This window comes from Candidatus Zixiibacteriota bacterium, assembly GCA_040753875.1.
Lineage (GTDB): Bacteria > Zixibacteria > MSB-5A5 > GN15 > FEB-12 > DATKJY01.
In genome coordinates, this window is record JBFMDV010000032.1 from 89962 (window position 1) to 114255 (window position 24294).

At 56.2% G+C, this 24294-nt stretch carries 20 protein-coding genes; 15 read left to right on the top strand and 5 right to left on the bottom strand.

Features of this window, described 5'->3' with window-relative positions; genetic code table 11:
• Nucleotides 1-107 precede the first annotated feature (107 nt).
• Entirely contained in the window at nucleotides 108-704 is a 597-nt protein-coding gene (locus AB1644_12095) for a sigma-70 family RNA polymerase sigma factor (GenBank protein ID MEW6051784.1), read from the top strand.
• Nucleotides 685-939, top strand: coding sequence for a zf-HC2 domain-containing protein (locus AB1644_12100; protein ID MEW6051785.1), 255 nt, complete (start codon nucleotides 685-687; stop codon nucleotides 937-939). Before AB1644_12095 ends, AB1644_12100 begins: the two co-directional genes overlap by 20 nt.
• Before the next feature lie 23 nt (nucleotides 940-962).
• On the opposite strand, the gene AB1644_12105 is transcribed toward AB1644_12100, so the two are convergent.
• Complete coding sequence (locus AB1644_12105) at nucleotides 963-1895, bottom strand: nitroreductase family protein (protein MEW6051786.1); 933 nt, start codon at nucleotides 1893-1895, stop codon at nucleotides 963-965.
• 333 nt (nucleotides 1896-2228) lie between these two features.
• On the opposite strand from AB1644_12105, the gene AB1644_12110 reads away from it, so the two are divergent.
• The 7 genes from AB1644_12110 (at nucleotide 2229) to AB1644_12140 (ending at nucleotide 9420) form a co-directional block, all read left to right on the top strand.
• Nucleotides 2229-2909, top strand: a complete 681-nt coding sequence (locus AB1644_12110) for a metalloregulator ArsR/SmtB family transcription factor (GenBank protein ID MEW6051787.1) — start codon at nucleotides 2229-2231, stop codon at nucleotides 2907-2909.
• A 31-nt stretch (nucleotides 2910-2940) separates the two neighbouring features.
• Nucleotides 2941-3291, top strand: a complete 351-nt coding sequence (locus AB1644_12115; GenBank protein ID MEW6051788.1) for a DsrE family protein — start codon at nucleotides 2941-2943, stop codon at nucleotides 3289-3291.
• 41 nt (nucleotides 3292-3332) lie between these two features.
• Entirely contained in the window at nucleotides 3333-4574 is a 1242-nt protein-coding gene (locus AB1644_12120; GenBank protein MEW6051789.1) for an FAD/NAD(P)-binding oxidoreductase, read from the top strand.
• 189 nt (nucleotides 4575-4763) lie between these two features.
• A complete protein-coding gene (locus AB1644_12125) occupies nucleotides 4764-7097 on the top strand; it encodes an MMPL family transporter (protein MEW6051790.1) in 2334 nt (777 codons plus the stop codon).
• A 46-nt stretch (nucleotides 7098-7143) separates the two neighbouring features.
• On the top strand, nucleotides 7144-7941 hold the full coding sequence (locus AB1644_12130; protein ID MEW6051791.1) for an outer membrane lipoprotein-sorting protein: 798 nt from the start codon (nucleotides 7144-7146) through the stop codon (nucleotides 7939-7941).
• A 19-nt stretch (nucleotides 7942-7960) separates the two neighbouring features.
• A complete protein-coding gene (locus tag AB1644_12135) occupies nucleotides 7961-9214 on the top strand; it encodes a DUF1302 family protein (protein ID MEW6051792.1) in 1254 nt (417 codons plus the stop codon).
• Between the two features lie 14 nt (nucleotides 9215-9228).
• Nucleotides 9229-9420: a DUF2892 domain-containing protein gene (locus tag AB1644_12140; protein ID MEW6051793.1), complete on the top strand. Its 192-nt coding sequence runs from the start codon at nucleotides 9229-9231 to the stop codon at nucleotides 9418-9420.
• Nucleotides 9421-9939: 519 nt separating this feature from the next.
• Here AB1644_12140 and AB1644_12145 read toward each other — a convergent pair.
• Nucleotides 9940-10737: a DUF72 domain-containing protein gene (locus AB1644_12145; protein MEW6051794.1), complete on the bottom strand. Its 798-nt coding sequence runs from the start codon at nucleotides 10735-10737 to the stop codon at nucleotides 9940-9942.
• Nucleotides 10738-10981: 244 nt separating this feature from the next.
• Here AB1644_12145 and ettA point away from each other — a divergent pair, with 244 nt between their 5' ends.
• Nucleotides 10982-12661: an energy-dependent translational throttle protein EttA gene (ettA, locus tag AB1644_12150; GenBank protein ID MEW6051795.1), complete on the top strand. Its 1680-nt coding sequence runs from the start codon at nucleotides 10982-10984 to the stop codon at nucleotides 12659-12661.
• 222 nt (nucleotides 12662-12883) lie between these two features.
• Here ettA and AB1644_12155 read toward each other — a convergent pair whose 3' ends face one another.
• Together AB1644_12155 and AB1644_12160 are read right to left on the bottom strand one after the other, a co-directional pair.
• Nucleotides 12884-15811, bottom strand: coding sequence for a T9SS C-terminal target domain-containing protein (locus AB1644_12155; GenBank protein MEW6051796.1), 2928 nt, complete (start codon nucleotides 15809-15811; stop codon nucleotides 12884-12886).
• 278 nt (nucleotides 15812-16089) lie between these two features.
• Entirely contained in the window at nucleotides 16090-19023 is a 2934-nt protein-coding gene (locus AB1644_12160) for a TonB-dependent receptor (GenBank protein MEW6051797.1), read from the bottom strand.
• Between the two features lie 201 nt (nucleotides 19024-19224).
• Between AB1644_12160 and AB1644_12165 the strand changes: the two genes are divergently transcribed.
• The 3 genes from AB1644_12165 (at nucleotide 19225) to AB1644_12175 (ending at nucleotide 22126) form a co-directional block, all read left to right on the top strand.
• Nucleotides 19225-19647, top strand: a complete 423-nt coding sequence (locus AB1644_12165; GenBank protein MEW6051798.1) for an archease — start codon at nucleotides 19225-19227, stop codon at nucleotides 19645-19647.
• Between the two features lie 37 nt (nucleotides 19648-19684).
• Nucleotides 19685-21163, top strand: coding sequence for an RtcB family protein (locus tag AB1644_12170; protein ID MEW6051799.1), 1479 nt, complete (start codon nucleotides 19685-19687; stop codon nucleotides 21161-21163).
• Between the two features lie 69 nt (nucleotides 21164-21232).
• Nucleotides 21233-22126: a cation diffusion facilitator family transporter gene (locus tag AB1644_12175; GenBank protein MEW6051800.1), complete on the top strand. Its 894-nt coding sequence runs from the start codon at nucleotides 21233-21235 to the stop codon at nucleotides 22124-22126.
• A gap of 41 nt (nucleotides 22127-22167) precedes the next feature.
• Here AB1644_12175 and AB1644_12180 read toward each other — a convergent pair whose 3' ends face one another.
• On the bottom strand, nucleotides 22168-22716 hold the full coding sequence (locus tag AB1644_12180; GenBank protein ID MEW6051801.1) for a peroxiredoxin: 549 nt from the start codon (nucleotides 22714-22716) through the stop codon (nucleotides 22168-22170).
• A 127-nt stretch (nucleotides 22717-22843) separates the two neighbouring features.
• On the opposite strand from AB1644_12180, the gene AB1644_12185 reads away from it, so the two are divergent.
• Both AB1644_12185 and AB1644_12190 read left to right on the top strand, forming a co-directional pair.
• Nucleotides 22844-23839, top strand: coding sequence for an SDR family NAD(P)-dependent oxidoreductase (locus AB1644_12185; GenBank protein ID MEW6051802.1), 996 nt, complete (start codon nucleotides 22844-22846; stop codon nucleotides 23837-23839).
• A complete protein-coding gene (locus tag AB1644_12190) occupies nucleotides 23836-24258 on the top strand; it encodes a hypothetical protein (protein ID MEW6051803.1) in 423 nt (140 codons plus the stop codon). Before AB1644_12185 ends, AB1644_12190 begins: the two co-directional genes overlap by 4 nt.
• Nucleotides 24259-24294: the final 36 nt, after the last annotated feature.

A 24294-nucleotide genomic window follows, 5' to 3' on the forward strand; every position in this document is an offset into this window, starting at 1 on the left:
CCCAGTTCGCTCCTTATGACCGGTATGAGGGCTCTGCACCGCCTCGCACGTCTATCCTCTTTCTTGTCTGCTGTTTTTCTGAATCATTTTGGCTATATTTGCATCCAATGGATGAACGACAATTGATAGCGAGGGCGCAGAGCGGTGATTTTGAAGCCTTCACCGATCTGATAAATGCCCACAAGGACAAGGTGTATGCGCTGGCTCGAAGACTGGCCGGCAATAACGAGGACGCCGAGGATATCATCCAGGAGACTTTCTTGAAAGCAATCGACAACATCGACAAATTTCGCGGTGACGCCTCGTTCGGCACCTGGCTGTACAGTATTGCGCTCAATCAGTCGCGTGCCCACTACGCCAAAGAGAAGCAGATGGAGCTTCGGCCAATCGAGGAGTATCTCCCGTCCGGCGACCACAGTGACTCCGAGCGTCACGCCAAACTGTTCGACTGGCAGGACCCGCACACCATGCTGGAAGCAAGCGAACTTCGCTCTATTATAGAAGAGGGGTTGGCGGAGCTGCCGCATATTTACCGCGAAGCGTTCCTCTTGCGCTATCAGAACGACCTGTCGGTAAAAGAAGTGGCCGAGTTGATAGGCGAATCCGAGGCTGCGACCAAATCCCGTATCCTTCGCGCCCGACTGGCACTTCGGGACTATTTATCTGAGAAGTTCGAGGGTGTCTATGGCCCACAAGTGTCCTGATTATGTGAAAGAGCTGAACGATTATCTCGACGGCACCTTGGATCCAACACTTTGCCGGGAGATTGAAGCGCATATTGGCGAGTGCCCGAATTGCCGGATCATGATCGACTCCATGCGTCGGACAGTGTCGCTTTGCCGGGACGGTGTCAACGAGCCGTTACCGCCGGTGCTCGAGGACAAACTGAACGCCACGCTCAAAGCTCGCTGGGAAAAGAAGTTCGGCAAGCAGGCATAGACGACGCGACGAGGCGGCTCGGATTATTCGCCTGACGAGCGACCAGGTTTGTTCTCGAACCAGCCGAATCCAAACTCTCGTATCAGCCGAAGGTACTCCTCGTTCCCCTGCTGCATCAAGTCGGCGCGGTAATGCAGTCCAAAATAGTACTGTGCGGCATTGATGTAGCCGTGCTTTCGGATATTCTCAAGACAGCGATCTGCATATTGGTCCCCGTGCAGGTCGCGACAGACCTGCGATATGATCTCCAGCCGCTCATTAGTAACCTCTCGTCGAAGCGCCGGGTATTTCTCGTTGAACACAGCCTGGAGGTCATTGTCCGAAAGATCCTGGTACTTCTCCCGGTGCACGAGGGCGCGAGGCGGGAGTTTCTTCTTGGGAACTGGACGGGCCTTAGGATAACCCAGAGACAACAGCACCACCGGAAAGACGCACTTTGGAAGAGCCAGCAGCTCCCGGTGTTCGCGCAACTTGTCAATAATAGTACCCACATACACTGACCCAAGTCCGAGAGCATCGGCTGCTGTACAGATATTCTGGGCGGCGATGATCGTGTCCTGGAACGATATCCAGAAATGCCTGAACGAATTGTTGGCGGCAAATGGGGCGGCCTCAAGTTCGGCCCAGCGCGAGAGCCGTCGCCAGTCAATGCAGAAGATCAACGCGGCCGGGGCCTCGGCGATAAACATTTGATCTTCGTTGAGCTCCGCAAGCTTTTGCAGAGCAGCTTTTTTCTCCACAACTATGATTGAGAACGGTTGCAGGTTGCCGCCGGTCGGCGCGTGAATTCCGGCTTTGAGAATAAGTTCCAGTATTTCGGCCGGAATCGGGCGGTTGTAGAAGCTTCGACAACTGGAACGCTCGATCAGGAGTCGCATTGTTTCGGAAGCATGTGCGTTACCGGCGATGAAATCATCGACGCCGTGATGGGAAAGATTCTGGTCATCTGGTGTCATATCGAGTCTCCAGTTCTGCTTTATTGTCAACTGTCAACCGATCGAAATCAGCCATCGCAGTCCATATACGAACTAAAGAGTCAATCTATCCGGCTCGCTGGTATGAGTCAATTGCCGAGATGCGGAGCGTTCCGCCACCATTAGATACGCAACAGGCTTGCTAACTCCTTACCTTGTGGCTAATTAGCTGAGACATTTGGGTACGTCGAACGCTGACACATCGTGGTAGATCTCGAAACAAGAAAAAATGCGCGAGTTTGTTGCAATTTTTCTTGCGAGGGAATTTCTCACGTATATATTCAATTGGTCAATTGAATAATAGAAGGATGTGAGATGTCCCGGGCTCGAGAAACCAAAGACAAGCTTTACGCACAGTTTGCCCGGCTTGGGCACGCGTTGTCCAGTCCCAAGCGGCTGGAACTGCTGGATTTGTTGTGTCAAAGCGAAAAGACAGTGGAAACGCTCGCAGAGCAATCTTCAATGTCAGTTGCCAATACGTCTCGGCACCTGCAGGTACTTCGCGCCGCCAGGTTGGTCGAGGGTCGAAAGGATGGGGTATTTGTGCATTATCATCTTACGGACACCGATGTTTGTAAGGTCTTCGTAAGCCTGCGTAACCTGGCTGATAATCACATGGCCGAAATCGATCGAATCGTTGCTGACTTCTTCGACACACCGGCGCGTCTTCAGCCGATCGACCGAAGGAGATTACTTCAGCGGGCCAGGGCTGGCGAGGTTGTGATTCTGGATGTACGGCCGGAAGACGAGTACAATGCAGCCCATTTGCCGTATGCTGTGTCTATGCCGCTTGCGCAGTTGAGGAAGCGGCTGAAGGAATTTTCCCCCGGCAAGGAGATCGTCGCATACTGTCGGGGGCCGTACTGCGTGCTGGCGCAGGAAGCGATTTCGTTGCTGAGATCAAAGGGTCTGACAGCAAAGCGGCTCGAAGACGGTGTCACTGAGTGGCGACAGGCCGGTATGCCCGTCAGCACAGAGCAGATGAAACACGAATGATAAGCGAGCATTTGGATGGAGATAGAATGATATGAAGTTTCTGGTACTCCTGAACGATCCGCCGTACGGGACAGAGCGATCATACAATGGACTGAGAATGGCAATAGCGCTTGGCAAAGCGGGCGATACCGAAACGCGTGTTTTCCTTATGGCGGATGCCGTAGGATGCGGCAAGCTGGGGCAGAAGACACCCAATGGGTACTACAATCTGGAGCGGATGATCAAGAGCCTGGTGGCTGCAAAGGTCCTGATAGGTGCGTGCGGTTCTTGCATCGATGCCCGAGGAATCGAGACCGAGGACCTACTGGAAGGTGTGCATCGCGGTTCAATGGAGGAACTGGCAGATTGGGCGATCTGGGCTGACAAGATGATCGTCTTCTGATTTCGCATTGATATCTTGTAGACGCCGGTAAGGAGGACATGATGAGTTCACAGACCATTTGCATATTGGGTGGCGGTATCGGTGGGCTTGTGGCTGCCAATGAGCTGAGGCGCTTGCTGCCGAAGTACCATCGGATAGTGTTGGTCGATCGTGTCGAGCAACATGCCTTCGCTCCCTCGTTTCTATGGGTGATGACTGGTGACCGTCAATCTGACAGGATAACGAGGCCGATCAAATCGCTCCTTCGACCCGGCGTTGAGTTTGTCCATGCGAACGTGTCTGCGATTGACACAGAGCGATCGAGGGTCGAGATGGAGAAGGGATCGCTGAGCTATGACTATTTGGTCGTCGCAGTCGGCGCCGAGTTGTCCCCAGAGAGTGTTCCAGGTTTGCATGAAGCGGCACATACCTTCTATACTCTGAACGGTGCCTCGCGGCTGCACGGGACGCTTCGGGAATTCCACGCTGGGCGTATTGCCGTCGTTATTGCCTCTACTCCTTATAAATGTCCCGGCGCCCCGCTTGAGGGGGCGATGCTGATCGCGGATTACGTGCGCAGGAACGGCCGCCGCGAAAGGGTCGCCATAGATCTGTACACGCCAGAGCCACAGCCGATGCCGGTTGCGGGACCGGTTCTCGGCAATGCGGTGCTGAATATGCTGAAATCCCGGAGCATCGAATATCATCCACTTCATAAGCTCGTATCAGTGGATCCGCAAAAACGGCAGGTCACATTTGAAGGAAAGGGAAGTGTCGAGTACGATCTACTGGTAGCGATCCCGCCGCATCGGAGTCCTTCCTTTGTCCGACAATCGAACCTGGCCAATGAAAGCGGGTGGTTGCCGGTCGACAGAGCAACGCTCGCGACAAAGATAGGCAACATCTACGCTGTCGGCGATGTAACCGCGATATCAATTCCGGGTCGATGGAAATCGGGTGTGCCCCTTGCACTTCCCAAAGCCGGCGTATTTGCTCATGTCCAGGCTTCGGTCGTGGCCCATCGAATTGCCGCGGCCATCATGGATCATGTAGCGACTGAGAGTTTCTGCGGCGATGGTTACTGCATGCTTGAGGCCGGCGAAGATCTCGCGGGATTCGCGTATGGCAATTTCTTTGCCGAGCCTTCTCCAGATGTCAAACTGAAACGAATCGGCAAGGCGTGGCACGTCGGAAAACTGCTCTTTGAGAAATGGTGGCTGGCACCGTATGGTCCGAGACGTGCACTGTACAAGAGCCTGATAAATTTGGGCAGCAGATTCCTGGGCATCCCCTCGAACATCTGATCGTGCTGGAGCCGTTGAGACTGACAGCACTTGCCATCATGACCAAATGCGCACAGTATCAGTGTGGGTCGGACTAATCGCTTGAACCGTCGAATGTTATGAGGACGCCCTGGGTCGCGTGAATCATTTTCAGACCATTGCTATCTAATCTGGCAGTGAATATTAATGCATTTCCGGAAGGATGAGTGAATGAAGAAAGGACTGACGGAGTTTTCCATCAAACACCCCTGGCTGGTGATCGGCCTGGCGGTGCTGATCACCGCGTTTTTCGCGGCGCAATTCCCCAAGATCAAGATCGACACCGACCCGCAAAACATGTTGAAGGCGGAAGAGCCGGTTCGCCTGTTCGACCAGGAGACCAAGGAGGCGTTCAATCTGAGCGACTTCCTGGCTGTCGGTTTAGTGGCCGAGCCGACCGCCTTCACGCCGGACCTGCTCAATCGCGTATATCGTATAACCGCCGAGATCGAACGGATCGACGGCGTTATCACCGATGATATCCTTGCGCCGTCGACGGTCGACGATATCAAGCAGGGGCCGGCGGGCGCGATCGTTATCGAGCCGCTTATGAAGGGGGAGATCAGCACGCAGCAGGAGGCCGACTATATTCTGCAGCGGATCAAGGATAACCCGATCCTTCGCGGCAAGCTGGCCTCAGATGACGGCAAGGCGATCGCGCTGTTCATTCCGATCGAGTCCAAGCACATCTCGCGGCGCGTGGCGCTCGAGATCGGCGAGATCACGAAAAAACTGGGCGGGGGCGAGCAGTATCACATCGCCGGGTTGCCGGTGGCTGAAGATTTCTTCGGCTCAGAGATGTTCTCCCAGATGGCGTTTTCGGCACCCGCGGCGTTCTTTATCATCTTTTTGCTTCTCCTGATGTTCTTCCGCAAGCTGGCGATCGTTATCGCACCGATGGTGGTGGCGATCATGGCGGTGGTCTGGTCGATGGGGCTATTGATCCTCACGGGCAACACCGTTCACATCATGTCATCGATGATCCCGATCTTCCTGATACCTATCGCGGTGCTGAACTCCGTTCACATCATTTCGGAGTTTCACGATCATTTCAAACGATACAAGCATAAAGACGCCACCATCCGGCATTCGATCAACGAGCTGTTCGTCCCGATGCTGTTCACGTCCGCGACAACAGTGGCTGGATTCTTGTCGTTGGTGACGACGCCGATCCCGCCGGTTCAGGTGTTCGGCCTGTTCGTGGCGTTCGGGGTTCTGGCTGCCTGGTTCCTGTCGCTGACGATCAACCCGGCAATCGGCATGCTGATCTCCGACAAGGCACTCAGAGATTTCGGCAAGTCCGATGAAGCGCACGGTCCGCTGGCGCGTTCCCTGCATTGGCTGCGGGGTTTCAATCAGCGAAATCGGCGGGCTATTATCGGCGTTTCCGCAATTGCAGTCGTGGCGGCCGCGGTCGGGTTGACCATGTTGCAGATAAACGATAATCCGGTGAAGTGGTTCAAGAAGTCCCACCCGATCCGTCAGGCAGATACGGCTCTCAACGCGCATTTGGCCGGTACGTATATGAACTACCTGGTACTCTCCAGCGACGAACCGGATCGAATGAAGGCGCCTGAGGTTCAGAACTATCTGGTGAGCCTGCAGCGGGATCTGGAGAAAGACCCGACGGTCGGTGCTACCACCGGGTTGCCTGATGTGGTCAAGAAGGTTCGATACGAACTGTTCGGCGCTGACTCATCGAAGCTCGCTGTCCCTGAAAGTCAGGATGAGGTTGCCCAGATGTTGTTCATGTTCGAGATGTCCGGCGGCAGCTCCGATGATCTGTACAAATTTGTAACGCCCGCTTACGATCGGGCCAATCTGTGGGTACAGCTTCGAGACGGCGACAACCAGGCGGTCTCGCGGGTGGTAGACAGGGGCAATGCCTATATGACGGCGCATCCACTTCCGGACGGGATCACCGCAGCCTGGGCTGGTCTGCCGTACGTTAATATCGAGTGGCAGCGGCAGATGGTGAGCGGCATGCGCGGGTCGTTTCTTGGTTCATTCCTGATGGTGTTTATCATGATGGTGATTTTGTTTCGCTCGTTGCGCTGGGGGATCATCTCGATGCTGCCGTTGACACTGACGGTGATGGCGATCTATGGATTCATAGGGTACATCGGCAAGCCATACGATATGCCGGTTGCGGTCCTGTCGGCCCTGACACTGGGACTGTCGATCGATTTTGCCATCCACTTCATCGAGCGGCTGCGCATGATCTTCAGGCGAAACGGAGATTTCCTGGAGGCGTATCACGAGATCTTCGAGGGAGCCGGTCGAGCCATCGCGAGAAATGTACTGGTGATTGCCATCGGTTTCGTACCGATGCTTTTTTCCAACCTGGTGCCGTACGTGACGGTAGGCGTGTTTTTCCTAGCCATCATGGTGGTCTCCGGTCTGGTAACCATGCTGCTGCTGCCGGCAATCGCGTACACCTTCCAACGGACGCTGTTCCCGGTGCCCAAAGAATCCCGCCCTTTGACCGCTGCGGTCAACGACTGAACGTAACACGACAATGATTTGTGATGAGAATAAAGAGGAAAGCAGAATGAAACGCATATCGACACTCACCGGCTTGGTTCTTGCGACCGGCCTGCTTTGGACTGCGGCGTTAGCTCAGGACGCCGCGGAGATCATGCAGAAATCGCACCTGGCGTATTACTACGCCGGCAACGACGGGCAGACCGACGTTCGCATGACGCTGGCGGACAAGAAGGGCGGGGAGCGAATCCGCGAGTTTACGATGCTTCGCCTGGACAAAGAAGACGGCGGCGACCAGAAATACTACACCTATTTCCGGCAGCCCTCGGACGTAGCCCGGCTGACGTTTATGGTGTACAAGAGCGCCACCGGCAACGACCAGCGCTGGATTTATGTGCCTTCGGTCGATCTGGTGAAGCCGATCAGCGCCGATGACAAAAACTCGAGCTTTGTCGGTTCCGATTTTACGTACGAGGATGTCTCCGGCCGTCACTGGACCGAGGACAAGCATACGCTGGTGCGCGAGGATCAGCTTAACGGCAAAGCCGTGCATGTTATCGAGTCGGTGCCGCTGAAGCCGTACAAGGGGTTCGCCAAGCGGCTGTCATATATCGACAAGACCAGTTTCCTTCCGCTTAAAGAGGAGTATTTCGATGACAAGGGTGTGATGACGCGGATTCTTCGGGCGGACAAGATCGAGGATATCGACGGCATCACGACCGTGACTATCCGCTCGATGGAAAATGTGAAGAAGGGGAGCAAGACTACAGTCGCGTTCAACAGCATCAAGTACAACGTAGGGCTCAAGGACGACATTTTCACCGAGCGTTATCTCAAAACTCCGCCGCGCGAGTACGTGAAGTAACCACGGAGGACGGACAACAGTGAAAACGAAGCAACTACTCGCGGCACTGGCGCTGGTCGTGACGGCCGGCGCCGTGCAGGCGGAAGTGAAAGTAGACGGGTTCCTTCAGGGGCTGTTCGGTGGACGACTGGATGAGAAGAATCCGACCGCCACGGAGTACACGGCCTCGGAATCGCGCCTTCAACTCCGACTGGAACAGGTGGGGGATAAGAACGAGTTCTTTGGACGCATGGATTTCACCTACGACGCCGCCGACAGTGCCGGGATGGACTGGGAGCTTCGCGAGGCGTATATGAAAGCGCGTCTCGGAAACAACTTCGACCTGAAAGTCGGGCGGCAGATCCTGACGTGGGGAACCGGCGACCTGATTTTCATCAATGATGTATTCGCCAAGGACTATCGTTCCTTCTTTGTGGGACGGGATGATCAGTATCTCAAAGCGCCGCAAAACGCATTGCGGCTGGAATATTACGGCGGGATCGGCTCGATCTCATTAGTCTGGACACCACGCTTCGAGCCGAACCGCCTCCCAACCGGCCGCACGCTGAGCTACTACAATCCGTTCGTGGGGCAGATTGTAGGTGAGGGATATTACTTTGACGTACCGAGACCGGCCTCGAAATTCGAGAACAGTGAAGTGGCGGCGAGATACAGCCGGCAGGTAGGTGGATTCAATACGGCGTTCTATTTCTACAAAGGGTTCTACAAGAATCCGCTGGGCGCCGTGATGGTGGACGGGCAGCCGATGCCGGTCTATCCGAAAGTGAACATCTACGGCGCATCCATGCGGGGACAGATATTAGGCGGTATCGCCTGGGTAGAGGGCGGCTATTTTGACTCACGCCAGGATCGGGATGGGGATCAGCCGTTGATGCCCAACTCATCGGCTACCTGGCTGACCGGGTTCGAGCGGCAGATCGCGACCAATCTGACAGTGAACGCGCAGTGGCAGGGGGACCTGATGATGGAGTACGATAAGTACAAAGTGGGTCAGGAGTTCATGGGCGGCTATGTGCGCGATGAGCTGTATCATCTGCTGACCACGCGCATCACCAAGCTCCTGCATTCGGAGCTGGTGACCTTGTCGGCGTTCGTGTTCTACTCGCCGACCGATGAGGATATGTACGCGCGTCTCAACGCCGAGTACAAGTACACCGACCAGGTGACATTTGCGCTGGGTGCGAACATATTCGACGGTAACAGTCCGGCGACGAGCTTTGGGCAGTTCCAGCGGAACGACAACCTGTTCTTCAAAGTTACCTACAACTACTGAGAAGGAACAACGTGATGACAATAGAGAATTCCATTCGAATCCTGGCGGGCACGATGGTGCTGATTTCGCTGATTTTGTATCTGCTGGTGTCGCCGTATTGGCTTTTGCTGGCGGCGTTTGTGGGGCTAAATCTGGTTCAATCCGCGTTCACCGGATTTTGCCCGGCGGAGATGATTTTCAGAAGGCTGATGCCATCGGCGAAATAGACATAGATCCTTCCTGAGGTGCAGCGAAAGGCCGGTATGTCCTTGTGATATGCCGGCCTTGATATTTGGAGACATGTAATTGACGCGGTGGGGGCGACAAACTCGGGCAGGGTACCCTCACCGCCACCCTTCCCATTCCGGCAGTTCTTGCTCGCCCGAGATGCGCGGTCCACAGTCAGTACGTGCAAAGAGTCCCGTGTCGAGAGCGAGTGTGAACTGCCGGTCCTTGAGGCCCCGTTCAATCGGTCGGGTCACACGAGCTCTATTAGCTTCGACCGGATGATTTGATAGCCTTACTTTGCGGGCAATTTTGCGAGCCGCGTCTCAATAGAAGTGAGCTCGCAAGACCCGATCGAACAACTGAATGTAGCGTAGGTCTGATTCCGAGGTTACTTCGGCCATGAGACCCTCGGCAGCCGTAGGCCGGGTTCCGAGGTCGTTTCGACCGAGAAACACGGCACCCCTGCTTTCCGAGATTGCTTCGGCGCGGCGCCTCGCAATGACTCTATCGACAGACTTTCACCCACTGCGAGGCAATGTCAGTCCCAGCAATTGTGCCATCTGTTTTGCATTTGTCGCCGCCTGGCCGAGATGGCAGTTGTTGAAATAGAGATAGGCCGCTCTCACCTTTAGACGGATTTCCTCGATCTTCGGCAGCCATTCTTTGAGTTCATCTTCCGAATAGAGATAATCGTACCGGTCGTGGCCGCTTCCGCTGTACCATTTGGCGGCATTGCGGCCGTGAAAGCGGACATAGGCGACGTCGCCGGTGATAAGTGGAGTTGGTGGCACCATCTGGGGCAACTGCGGCTCATCGACCGAGACACAGTTGAGGTTCAGCGAGCGGAGTTTCTCCATCACCTCAGGCCTGATCCAGCTGGCGTGGCGAAATTCGATAAAGAGCGGAAGGTTGGGCATTTCCTTACGGCACAGTTCGAGATGTCTCTCGTTCAATTTGGAGCGACTGAACGACCAGGGGAACTGAAGCAATACACCGGTGAGCTGGCTGGACTCTGCGAGCGGAGCGATCGACTGTAGAAACTTGGGCGTCTCATCGTGAATCAAATCGCGCCGGTGTGTGGCGGACGTGTGCGCCTTGACCATAAATGTAAAATGGCCCGGCACTCTTTTGAGCATGCTCGCAAACACACGGGAATGAGGGATGGCATAGTAGGTGGCGTTGATCTCAACGGTGTCGAAAAACCGGGCGTAGTGTTCCAGCATCTGTCCCTTAGCGATCCTGACGGGGTAAAACGATCCGCGCCAATCCTCGAAGGAGTAGCCGGAGGTGCCAATGTGAAGGGAACCGAGTGGCATGGTGATAATGTACGTTTGAAATCAGGGGCGGCAAATCACGTTTGAGGCGGTTGCAGAGGTCGCCAGGTCACACTCGGTCTCGACTTGAGAGATGATGTGTCAAATCTGCTCGACAGCTGTTGTCTCGGCCGACCAAGACCTGGCGAAACGGGTAACCTTTGGCCAGGCCGCGTCTTGACATTTCCCCCCTTTTCCAATTCCTTCCCCACACGAAAAACTAACCCAGACATGAAAGACCTTTCGCATGGCTGACAAATACATCTTCAGCATGTTCCGGCTGAACAAGTTCTACGGGCAAAAACAGGTACTCAAGGATATCGGGCTGTCGTTCTATCCCGGAGCCAAGATCGGGATCGTGGGAGAGAACGGCGCCGGCAAATCGACTGTCCTTCGCATCATGGCCGGGCTCGACGATGCTTTCCAGGGGAAAGCGTTCATCACTCCCGGCTACCGTGCCGGCATGGTCATGCAGGAGCCGCAACTGGATGAGACGCTGACGGTCCGGCAGTCGATCGAGCTCGCGTTTGCGCCGACAGTCGCTCTGATCAACGAATACAACGAGATCACAGCCAAGATGGCGGAGCCGATGTCCGATGATGACATGGCCAAGGCGATGGAGCGGATGGGGGAGCTTCAGGACAAGCTTGATGCCGCCGACGGCTGGAATCTGGACCAGCATCTGGCAGTGGCGAGCGATGCGCTCTGTCTACCGGAAGATGACCGGATTGTCGGCACGCTATCAGGAGGCGAGCGTCGGCGCGTGGCGCTGTGCAAAGTGCTCTTGGAGAAGCCTGACCTGCTCCTACTTGACGAGCCGACCAACCATCTTGACGCCGAGACAGTGGACTGGCTGGAGGCGCAACTTCGCGAATACCCCGGTACGGTAATCATCGTGACGCACGACCGGTATTTTCTCGACAATATCACCAAGTGGATCCTTGAGCTTGAAGATGGCCGCGGGATACCGTACGAAGGGAACTATAGTTCCTGGCTGGAGCAGAAGCTGGCCAAATTGACCACCAGGGAGAAAGATGACTCGCCGCGCGGACGGGCGCTGGCGCACGAACTGGCCTGGATCAAGATGTCAAACAAGGACCGTCACCAGATGGCCCGTACGCGCATACTGGAATACGAGCAGTTGGTGGCGCGCGAGTCGGCAGCATCAAAAGAAGATGGTTCGGTTATCACGATCGCGCCCGGCCCGGCGCTCGGCGACCAGGTGCTGGAGTTCAAGAATGTCTCCAAGCAGTTCGGCGATAATGCGCTATTCAACGACCTCAGTTTCATTATGCCGAAATCCGCCGTGGTGGGATTGGTAGGCCCGAATGGGGCCGGCAAAACCACTTTGCTTCGGCTGGTTGTCGGACAGGAAAAACCGGACAGCGGGAATGTGACCGTTGGTGCCACGGTGAAGGTTGCCCATGTGGATCAGGGGCGGGAGTCATTGACGGGAGATCGTCCCTTGCTGGACGAAGTGGGAGACGGTCAGGCGGAGATACAGCTGGGCAAGCAGGCGGTGCCGATACGCCAATATCTCGCACGGTTTGGATTCAAGGGGGCGGACCAACAGAAGACGGTCGGTGAACTCTCCGGTGGCGAGCGGAACCGGTGTCATCTGGCCAAAGTGCTTAAGATCGGCGGCAACCTGCTCCTGTTGGACGAGCCGACAAACGATCTTGATGTCAACACGCTTCGCATGTTGGAAGAAGCGATACTCAATTATCCGGGCTGTGTGATGGTGATCAGCCACGACCGGTTCTTTCTGGATCGCATCTGCACTCACTTGCTGGTGTTCGAGGGAGAGGGAAATGTTCGGTGGTTCGACGGGAACTTCAAGGAGTACGAAGAGTGGCGGAGCAAGGAGTTGGGTGGGCATTTGTTCGAGAATCGCCGCAATCGGTATCGGAAGCTGGTGAAGGCGTAACTCGCGTAGTCATAGCTTCTCTATTAGAAACAGGGGAGAGATTGCTTCGTCCGGTTCGACTTTGGCGAATCCTCCTCGCAATGACGTGACCTCGTGTGTGAAAAACGATTAAAGAGTACAGTACAACGCCAGAAATCAAAAAGGCGGCCTGGGCGGCCGCCTTTTTTGGTGGGTAGTCACTAAGGGAAGAGGAAAAGCGACTACTTTACTTGCGTGCTCCGCTCACGGACAGGCCGGGAGGGAGGCACCGAAGAACAGGAAGTCGATCAGAGCCTGCAAGTCCGAGATATCAACCGACGCTGAGTTATCGACATCGTTCTCCTGGAAGCAGCTCGAAATAGAACCGCCGAAGAACAAGAAGTCGACCATCGCCGACAAGTCTGAGATGTCCACGAGATCGCCGGGATCGCCGTCGACATTTCCTGTGTTGCCAGTGCAGCAGGAGCAGGTGTACGTGGCGACTTCACCCATGTGACCGCCGCAGTACAGGAAAGTCCAACCGGCCGCCCAGGACTGGCTCAGCGGCTGTGCGGGGTCGAAAGCACCGGAATATCCGACGGTCTGAATGTAGCCGTTCGGATCGACCACAGCCTGGAAGCTGGTGGCGGCAGGGCTGCAGGTAGCCGGACGAGGATCAAGACCGGCATTTTGGATGCGGCTGGTGCCGCGAGCCAGCGGGTCGGTCAGCTCAAGCGAGTTGTTCGCCGCCATGTAAGCATCGACACCTGTGCCGTTGGAAATAGCCGTCCAAGTGGTACCAGCTCCGAAATTGGCGAAAAAGTTGTTCTCCAGCTTGACCTGCGTACCGATGAGAGCATTCGACGCAGCGTTGCTGATATCGACCGCCTTGCGGGCCCAATCTGAGTAGATCGAATTGTAGAAGTATCCGCCGGTTCCGGAGCGGAAACTGACCACATAGTCATTGTCCGTTTCACCAGAGGCCGCGCCGGAGCCGTATCCGGTAACGTTCGAGATATACGGCCAGGCGCCCGGAGCCGTAATGCAACCACCCGGCGTGCAGTAATCGATCTCGTGAGCGCGGCTGCCTGAGGACGGAAGGACAGCATCCTTGATGCAGAACCAGAACTGGCCGGAACCACTGTAGCCGAAGTCCCAGTCGAAACCATCGTCATCGCAGAAAGCAGTGATCAAATACGACGTGTTGACAGTCCCGCCGAAGAACTCGAACCCATCGTCCAGATTCTGGTACGCTTCGACGTGATCGATGACTGTTCCGCTGCCCACGCCGCCCATGGTGAGGCCGTTGATTTCGTTGGCCGCGCCGATGATGGAGCCACCATGACGCAGAGAAGCGTAGCGGAAGACGCCGGAGTTGTCGTTCGGTATACCGCCGCCGAATTCGCCGCGCGGCTCGGTGGTCGGAATCCCTTCAATCTGGGCGACACCGGTGGCGGTGGTGACGGTCGAGTTGCCGAGAATAATGACCGAGCCCCAGAGCCCCTTGCCGGCGGCGCCGAGAGGGATATCATTCGGGTCATCGACATCGTCGGTCGACGCCGTGAACACGACCGGGCAGTCGGATGCGCCGGTAGCGTAGATCTTGCCGCCGCGCGCCACAATGAGAGCGGTCGCAGCCGCGCCTTGGCCGGGGTTACCCTTGATGACGGTGCCGGGACCGATAATCAGTTGTTCGCCTGTCTCGACGTATACGAATCCGCTTAGGTTGATAACGGTGTCCTGATTCCAGACCACTGTGCCGACCATGTTGGCATCGGTGAACACCTGCACAGGCTTGCCATTGTCTGTGATGCAGTTGCAGTCGGCCAGTTGAGTACACTGAATGAGAATGTTGTAGAACGACGTGGCGGACCAGCCGCAGAGCCAGGGACTGACATTCGGCTCGAACGCGCCACGGTAGGTGGTGGGCACGATGTAACCGTTCGGATCGGCCACTGCCACCGCACCGGCGACAGCGGTGTTGATTGACCGGGGATCAAGGCCGTTGTTCTGGATGCGACTGATGGATGCGACATTCGCCGTGGCGGTAATCGCATTATTGGCCGCCATGTAGGCATCGACGCCCGCGCCGTTGCAGATGGCCGTGAAAGTAGCGCCGGCGCCGAATCCAAAGTACAGGTTGTTTTCGAGTTTAACCTGGGTGCCGATCAGCGCGTTGGAGGCGGCGTTGCTGATGTCCACCGCTCGCTGTGCGAAATCTTCATATACGTTGTTGTAGAAGTAGCCGCCGGTGCCGGAGCGGAAGCTGACCACGTAATCATTGTCGGTTTCGCCGGAGGCAGCGCCTGAGCCGATGCCGGTCACGTTGGAAACGTAGGGCCAGACGCCCGGAGCAGCGATGCAGCCGCCCGGCGTGCAGTAATCTATCTCATGGGCGCGGCTGCCGGAGGAGGGGAGCACGGCGTCTTTCAGCACGAACCAGAACTGCCCGGAGCCGCTGAAACCGAAGTCCCAGTCGAAACCATCGTCGTCGCAGAAGACGGCCGCCAGGTAGCTGGTGTTGACCGTGCCGCCGAAGAACTCGAAGCCATCGTCGAGGTTCTGGAACGCTTCGACATGGTCGATCTTGGTGCCGCGACCCACACCACCCATGGTGAGGCCGTTGATTTCATTCGCAGCGCCTATGATGGAACCACCATGACGCAGAGAAACATAGCGAAAGACGCCCGAGTTGTCGTTCGGGTTGACGCCGCCGTATTCGGCACGCGGCTCGGTAGTCGGAATACCTTCAATCTGGGCGACACCGGTTGCCGTGGTGACGGGAGCGCTGCCGAGTATGATGACCGAACCCCAGAGTCCCTTGCCGGCTGCTCCGAGCGGGATATCGTTCGGGTCGTCAACGTTATCGCTGATGGCCGTGAAGATGATCGGCTTCTTCTCGGTCCCCTCGGCGTAAATCTTGCCGCCACGGGCCACAATTAAAGCGGTGGCCGAAGCGCCCTGGCCGGGGTTTCCCTTAATGATGGTGCCCGGTTCGATAATTAGTATCTCGCCGGATTCGACGTAGACGAATCCCGTGAGATTCCAAACGGTGTCGGCCGACCAGACGGTCGTGCCGACGATATTTGCGTCGGTTACTACTTTGACCGGCTTTCCGGCCTCGGACACCTGGCTATAGCTGAGCGCAGGCAGCACGAGGACGAAAAGAGTCAGCATGATCTTGCGAAGCATCGATTCCTCCAATGGGGTGTATGGACTTTCCTATCGTTTTGATTCCCAACCTGTCACAAAGAGAATGAATTGTGTTACATGTACCCGTGTGCCTGGGTGTGCACCTCCTCGTTAGGGTTACTGTCATATCGTCCGTTCTAATTGAATGAGGTCTCAGGACACCACTCGTCGTCTGGTTGGCTCTCACGTGCGGTGGCGTCATGACACGCGCTCTATGTTCATTCAGAATCATCATCTCTTTGTTAATACCGGTCCGTTACAGCCCAATTGGATTATTGTTAGAGTTGATATGACATCCCGATTCCGAAGATGCGTCCGGTCGAATACTCGTTCGCGACGTAGTTCTGACCCTTGAACTGGTACGCCTTCTGAATCTTGCTGTCGGTCAGGTTGCGGGCCGAGGCCTTGAAGGTGATGCCGCGCCAGATGCGCTGTGACAGGGTGGCGTCTATAGTCGTTCGCGAGAGTTCGTAGATGTCCGGGTTCGCATACAGGCCGACCTCGGAGAGGCGCTTGCCGTAGCGGTTGTACAGAACTGACAGAGCGGTCCCGAGTCTCTCATTGGTATACCCGGCATCGATGTTAAGCAGGTAGGGGGACTGCCCCTGCAGGTCGCGTGTATCTTTCGCTCCCGGGTCTATATTTCGCTCCCCGAGCAGTTCTTCGTCGGTCAACTTCACTTCCGAGCGGATGAGGCTGAAATTGCCGCCCAGTCGGAAATTGCGCAGCAGGTGGTGAATCTGGTCAAGCTGTTTGCGCCATTCAACTTCCAGGCCCATGACGGTGCCACGATCGACATTCTCCCAGGTCACATCATAGTTCTGACCGACAATCACGCGCTCGATCGGGTTGTGAAAACGCTTATAGAAGGTGCTGACGGCCAGAAGCTCACTGGGACGCGTGAACCACTCCCAGCGGAGGTCGTAGTTATCGATCTTGGTGTATTTCAGATTTCGGTTGCCGAAGATGTACGAGCCGCCAACGAACTCCCACGAGGCGTAGGGAGCCAGTTCGCGGAATGAAGGGCGAGCCAGGGTGCGGCCATAAGCTGAACGCACACTCATGTTGTCAGTCAGTTTGTAAATGAACGTAAGAGCCGGGAGCAGGTCACTGCCGCCGGCAAGGTCGGTAGTGTCGTTCTGACGGTAGATCTGGTCAAGTGTCAGGTCGGTGGTCTCGTACCGCAGGCCGCTCACTATCTGGAGCTTGGCCGTTAACGGCAGTTCCACCATACCATAAGCGCCGACAACATCCTGTGTCGCGTTGTAATTGCTAATTGGATCGCTGAACGAGTTCCAGGTTACCGCGAGGTCGATGTAGTTGTCCGGCGTTGTGGTATCCGGCGCCGCGCCGACGTTGTTGTCATCGAGCCACGCATCGGGGTCTCCGTTGTAGTTATCCCGATAGGTCGTGCGCGTGTAATCGACACGCGGCATCCCCATGAGAAACTGGCGTTCGCGGAAACTGCGTGTCTTGTGCAGGAACGAGCCACCCAAGCGGACTTTCGAGGAGAGATCGTTCCACTGTTTGAACGGTACGGTCAGGTCAAGCTGACCTTCGCGGTTGCGCTCGCTGGTGTAGCGGAAATAGTGGGACGGATAAATCTGAAAAATGCCGTAGGTGGAGTCGGTTGTGCCTTCGATGACGGTGGCGTTGTCGGAGAAATAACGCAGGTCGGGTTCGTCCTGTGACGATTTGGAATCCGAAAGTTGCCACTCGAGGCGGACCGGCCCGATGATATTGGCGTGCTCACCACGTAACTGCCCACTGGAGAGCAGACGCTCGCTGTATAACAAGTTTCGGGTGCGATACACGGCCCCCGGGCCAAGATTGTAGTTCCAACCTTCCACATACCGTGCCGTGGACTCGCCGCTGCGATTGTACAGATAGGTGAAGCTTATCTTGTGATTCTGTGCGACATAGTAGGACGTGTTCAGGAGCCCGCCCCACAACACTTCATCCTTGCCTGCTTCGTCGGTGTAGCGATAAAGAGAGTCCATTATGGTTCCCTGCCCGTACACTTGAAGCGGCAGCCACTGACCCAGCACGCCGCTCTTGTAGTAACTGTGATTGCGGCTGTAGTTGATGCTGGCCGAAATACCAAGCGGGCGGGTGAACAGAGTCCAGTTATCACCGTACGTGAGCGCATACGCCTGATTCAGCGGCGCGGTGGTCCGGATCGGCTTCATCGTACTGTTTATGGCCCGGCTGTCACGGGTTAACTGCTGTGCGAGAGCCGAATCGCGGGCCGCGGTCGATGGGTCCGGAGTGTTATAGGCAGGATCGGCCAGGTAGGATGGAGCCTCGCGAGAATCCCCACCCATGGCAATCCAGTCCTTCGATCCCCCCTTGTAAGTCAGAACGTCATCTTTGCCGGTTGTATTCGAATTGTAGGAAGTGGAGGTAGAAAAATTGATCGTGCGCCCCTCGGGCAAATCCTTGGTGGTAAGGTTCACACTGCCGCCGGAGAAGTTGCCGGGCTTGTCGGGCGTAAAGGTTTTTTCAACCACGATATTGTCAAGCAAACCGGCCGGCACGACGTCGAAATTGACCGCCTGCTTGTCCGGGTCTGCGCTGGGTGCCAACGAGCCGTTGATGCGCGTGTTGCTGTAGCGGTCCCCCAAACCGCGAATAAAGACGTACTTGCCGTCGGTCGAGGCGCCGGTAACATGCGACATGGCCTGGGCGGCATCGCCGCTGCCGGAGCGGCCCATTTCTTCAGCGCTGATGGCATCGCTCACTGAATTGGAAAGCTGCCGCTGGCGGAGCATGGAGGCCTCGGAGTTTTTCATCCGTTTGGCTTCAACCACCACTCCCTCCATCTGAATCACCTGTGGGCGAAGCGCCAGCTCCACCCGGGCGCTCGTGCCTTCAGTCACTTGTACATCGGTGACACGGGTCGGTGCATAGCCGACCATCGAAGCGGTCAGGGCATATGTCCCGATCGGCACACGCTTGACGATGAAGTTGCCGTCGAGGTCGGACACGGCGCCCAGTTTCGTGCCCTCGACCATCACGGTTGCGCCCAGCAGCGCCTCGCCGGTCTGGGCATCAAAGAGCCGACCTGCTATTCGCCCTTCTTTGACCTGCTGCGCTTCCTGCGCAGTTGCAGCCCCGCCGAACATTAAGATCGCCAGAAGCGCGAATGTGATTGAGGTTCTGAATACGGCGCGGAAGTCGCGCCGCTGAGCCGTTTTGGTTTGTTCGTTCATCTTGTGGACCTCTTCCCTAAGAATCACTATGTTACTTGTCGTTGTATGGGGGGCGCAGATGCCCCTATCGTGCGACAGAACAGAACTGTCGGCGTGTTAAGGCTCCATTAGCGGGCCATTAGTTCTTGGCGAATTGACTGTGGGGCGGGTGGGGCCTATCTTCTAAGGAAGAAAATACCCGTTCATGTCAGAAGATTGTTAATGGCGCGTTACGAATTCATTGAGCACACCGCGGATATTGCCATCAGGGCGTTTGGCGACACGCTCGCCGAGGCGTTTGCATCGGCCGCCGATGCTTTTTTCGACATCGTGACCGGCAAATCGGCGATTCGGCCTGAGTTGTCCCTCAGTGTCGAAGCGGAGGGGATGGACCGGGAGATGCTATTGGTGAATTTTCTGTCGAAACTTATTGTGGTGCACGAAGTGGATGGGTGGGTGTTGAGTGATTTTCACATTGAATTCCTTTCTTCAAATCGGCTGAAAGCCACCGCTCGGGGCGAGAAGTTTGTTGAGTCGCGACATGGCGAGGGGATTCAGATCAAAGGGGTGTCGTATCATATGATGGAGATTCACGATGGGGGCATCAGCGAGCCGAGCTATGTGCAGGTGTTGTTTGATATTTGAGGTGTTATATTACCTTTCGAACCTGAAGTAATCTGCTATGACTTGGAACGGCCCGATCCGCAAAATCGACGAATTCCGGTACGAAATACCGGATTCCTACCAAAGCCCGGTGATGAAACAGCTCGGCGTGAAAATGCTGGTGCCGGGACTAATCTACGCCGATGATCAGATGCTCAAGTCGATTCTGGCGGATGACTCACCGGACCAGGTGGCGAATGTAGCTACGCTGCCCGGAATCCTGGGGCATTCCATTGCCATGCCGGATATTCATCATGGCTACGGATTCGCGATCGGTGGTGTGGCCGCATTCGATGCCGGCTACGGCGTGATTTCACCCGGCGGGGTGGGGTATGACATCAACTGTGGCGTGCGGTTGATTCGCTCCAATCTCCTGTTCCATGAAGCCAAGCCGCGCTTGCCGAAGCTGATCGACACCATGTTCTTCAATGTACCCTCGGGGGTCGGGTCGGAAGGGAAAGTCCGGCTGAATCGCCAACAGATTGACGAGGTGCTGGTATCGGGCGCAAGCTGGGCAATCCGAAACGGCTATGGCTGGGAGAGCGATCTGGAGGTCATGGAAGAGGGCGGGTGTATCGATGGCGCCAACCCGGAACTGGTCAGCGATAATGCCAAAAAAAGGGGAATTCCGCAGGTAGGAACACTGGGGGCGGGGAATCACTTTCTCGAAGTGCAGCGTGTCGATGCGATATATGACGTTGAAGCCGCGTCAGCGTTCGGGATCACCGAGGTGAACCAGATAACGGTCATGATTCACACCGGCTCGCGCGGCTGCGGACATCAAATATGCACGGACTTTCTGGAAGTCATGCAGCGTGCTAACAAGAAATACGGCATTCCGCTGGTGGATCGCGAACTGGCCTGCGCGCCGGCGAGTTCTCCCGAAGGACGGGAATATTTTTCGGCGATGAAGTGCGGGGCCAACTTCGCCTGGGCCAATCGCCAGATGATCAGCCACTGGGTGCGGGAGTCGTTCGAGAGCGTGTTCGGCAAACCAGCGACCGAACTCGGACTCGGATTGATCTACGATGTCGCGCACAACATGGCCAAGCTCGAAGAGCATGTGATTGACGGCAAGAAACGGCTGGTGTTTGTCCATCGCAAAGGGGCCACCCGGGCGTACCCGGCAGGGAATCAGGCGATACCGGTTCGGTACCGGCATGTCGGGCAGCCTGTGCTGATTCCGGGGGACATGGGGTCCGCCAGTTATCTCCTGGCCGGGTCAAACCTGGCCATGGATGAGACGTTTGGCTCGACCTGTCATGGGGCTGGCCGCCGGATGTCGCGGCACGCCGCCATACGGTCGTATCAGCCCGACAAAGTGGTGGGGAAACTCGAAAGCGAGGGGATATATCTGCGCGCCAAGAGCCGCAGGGTGATTTCCGAGGAAGCCCCGGGAGCGTATAAGAATATTGACGAGGTGATAGAAATCTCTCATAATGCCGGTATCGCTCGGAAGGTTGCCCGCCTTCGCCCCATCGGCGTAGTGAAAGGGTAGCTGTCAAAGACGCGGCGTCATGCCGTGACAGGGCGCGTAACCTGTACCCTGAAACGACAAGGATTAGAGTTGTCTCGGAAAACTCGCGCCGCGGCGTTTTCGGTCGCGTCAAATGCGACGTTAGTTGTTCTCAAGCTGGTGGTTGGACTTCTGTCCGGCTCAGTCAGTATTCTCTCTGAAGCAATCCATTCGGCCAACGACCTCCTTGCCGCCATCATTGCGTTTTTCTCGGTGCGAGTTTCGGACCGTCCGCCCGACGCCGAGCACCCGTACGGTCACGGCAAGATAGAGAGTATCTCCGGCGCGATCGAGGCGGGGCTAATCATATTGGCCGCTGTCTGGATCGTGGTTGAAGCCATCAGGAAGATGATCTCCGGCGGCGCGGTGGAGCATCTGGAGTGGGGCATGGCCATCATGCTCTTCTCAGTTTTGCTAAACGTGCTGGTGTCGCGCTACCTGTTCAAGGTTGCCCGACAGGAGGACTCACTCGCACTCGAAGCGGATGCGCAGCATCTGGCCACTGATATATATACTTCGATGGGGGTGGCGGTCGGACTGGGATTAGTCTGGCTGACCGACTGGCATATTATTGATCCACTTGTGGCAATAGCGGTTGCGATCTTAATTTCCCGCGTGGGGTGGAAATTGACACGGGACGCGGTGGGACACCTGATGGACCACGGTCTGCCGGCCGCTGAGATCTCCCGCATCGAGCAGCTTCTTCGAGATGACCCACGCGTTCGCTCCTGGCATGACCTTCGTACCCGCAAGTCCGGCAGCGAACGCCATATTGATGTCCATATCGTCCTTCGGGAAGACGCAACTTTGGTCGAAGCCAACCAGGTGGCGGATGACCTTGAGCAGAAGTTTGAGACTGTTTTCCCACGCTGCAATGTGGTTATCCATCCGGATCCCTATGATGACTCGATGACTCGACGGCAGACGCCCGGACAGAACAGTTAGCTGCCTGTCGTCAACGGACACTTTGCATCGTTCCAAATCGGTCAGCGTTTCGTGGCGAGGAAAGCCTTCAACGCATTGAAGTCGGCATCGTCCTTAACGGAATAATCGTAATCGACATATTCCAGCGTGCCGGTCGGACTCGCCACAAACACCGAACGCTTCATGAGTCCCTGGTCCGGCACATAGACCCCCATCTTGCGGCCGAACTCGCGGGTCTGGTCCGCAAGGAGCTTAAACGGTAGATTCTGCTGTTTGGCAAACTCCTGGTGCGCGAAAACCAGATCGGCTGAAACAGGCAGAACCGTCACATTGAGCTTTTCAAACTCAGTCACGGCGTCGCGAAAACTGCACATTTCTTTGGTGCACCCGGGGGAAAAATCGGCGGGGTAGAACGCAATCAGATACTCTTTTCCCGCCATCTGGGCTGAGCCGAAGCCATCGAACACGATAGTGTCCTTGGTAGCGTACGGAAGCTTGAACTCGGGGATACGGTCGCCGACTTTCAGCATGGGGGTATCGGCGGCGTGGGCTGATAGCGTGACGAATAAGGTCGCCATAAGCACAATAGCTGCGAGAATTCTCCGACTCATATCGATTCCTTTCTTTGCAGTTATACGCAATCAAACCGTATCGAGCTTATCTCGGTTCCACCTGAACGCGGCGCGTTGCACCCGATACGCACTTGTCACCGGCGGGAGGTTTCCGTACATTCGCGCCATGCCGAACGGTTTCAGCCCATCTGTTCTCATCACCGGCGCCAACGGGTTTATCGGATCCCGCCTCTGCCGTGCATTTTTGCATGAGGGTTGGAAAGTTGTAGCGGGTGTCCGAAAGACGGGGGACCTGTCGCTCCTGCGTGAGCTTTCGGTCGAATATCGGTATGGCGACATTACCACGCCCGAGACGCTTCCGGAAATGGTTCGAGAGGTTGACTACATTGTTCACAACGCCGGCCTGGTGAAGGCAAAGTCACGCGCGCAATTCTTCGAGGTAAACGAAACCGGCACACGAAATCTGCTTGAAGCCACGATCGCGCATAATCCTTCGCTGAAAAAGCTGGTCCTTATTTCCTCGATGGCGGCAGCGGGGCCTTCGATACAGGGTCGTCCGCTCACCGAAGCGGACCCGCCCCATCCCATCACGGTGTATGGAGAGTCCAAGCTGGCCGGGGAAAAGGCGGCGCTGGATTATGCCAATCGAGTTCCACTGGTCATCTTGCGTCCCTCCGGCGTGTACGGCCCCGGCGATGAAGAGATTATGGCCATTTTCAAGACGGTGAAGCTGCGCATCCGTCCGGCGTTCGGCAACCAGAAACGCAAGATCCAGTTGACCCATGTGGATGATCTGTGCCGTGCGGTCATTGCAGCCACCAAAGCTGCGACCGCATCCGGCGCCGCCTATTTTGTCGCCGAGAATCGCGCCTACCCGATGGCGGATATGCTGACCATCATGGAACAAGCGTGCGGGCGTCGCGGTTTTCCGCTCTTAATACCGGGCTGGTTTTTTCGGGGGATTGCGGCGATTTCGGAATTCAGCTTTCGTATCGTGGGCGCTACGCCGATGCTTACCCGCGAGAAAGCGAACGAGCTGTTGGAAACGTGGGAAATCTCGACGGAGAAAGCGCGGCGGGAGCTTGGCTTTGAATCGCAAATTTCATTCGCAGTTGGAGCGAAGCAAACGTTCGACTGGTACCGCGAGCACAGGTGGCTATGATCATCTCGTATAAATTGCTGCTGTACTGTGTCGTGTCCGGAGGCTTATACCTGCTGGTGCTGTCACTGCTTCTGGACCTTGTCGAGCGTAAGCTCCGGCTCACCGCCGGCATTCCGGTAAGCATGCTGGAAGCTGATGGTCTGATCTGGTCGCTCATGAATTTCTTCATGGAGTCGCTCTTCTACGTGGTGATACCGGCCATCGCCTACAGCTTCTTCTATGCCATCCTGCCGCTGTCCGGTATAAAGGCCGGCATGGCATCGGCGCTGTTTGCGTTCGTGCTTGGTGCCGCGCCGGCTCTGATGCGCATGTCCGTGCGGGTGAAACTACCGATGCCGTACCTGCTGTTTATCATGTTGTCGCACTTACTAAAATTGGGTGGGACGCTATCCATTATTGCATACCTGTATGCCTTGTGAACCCCCCGGACTACACGCCATGTTATATTTTGATAT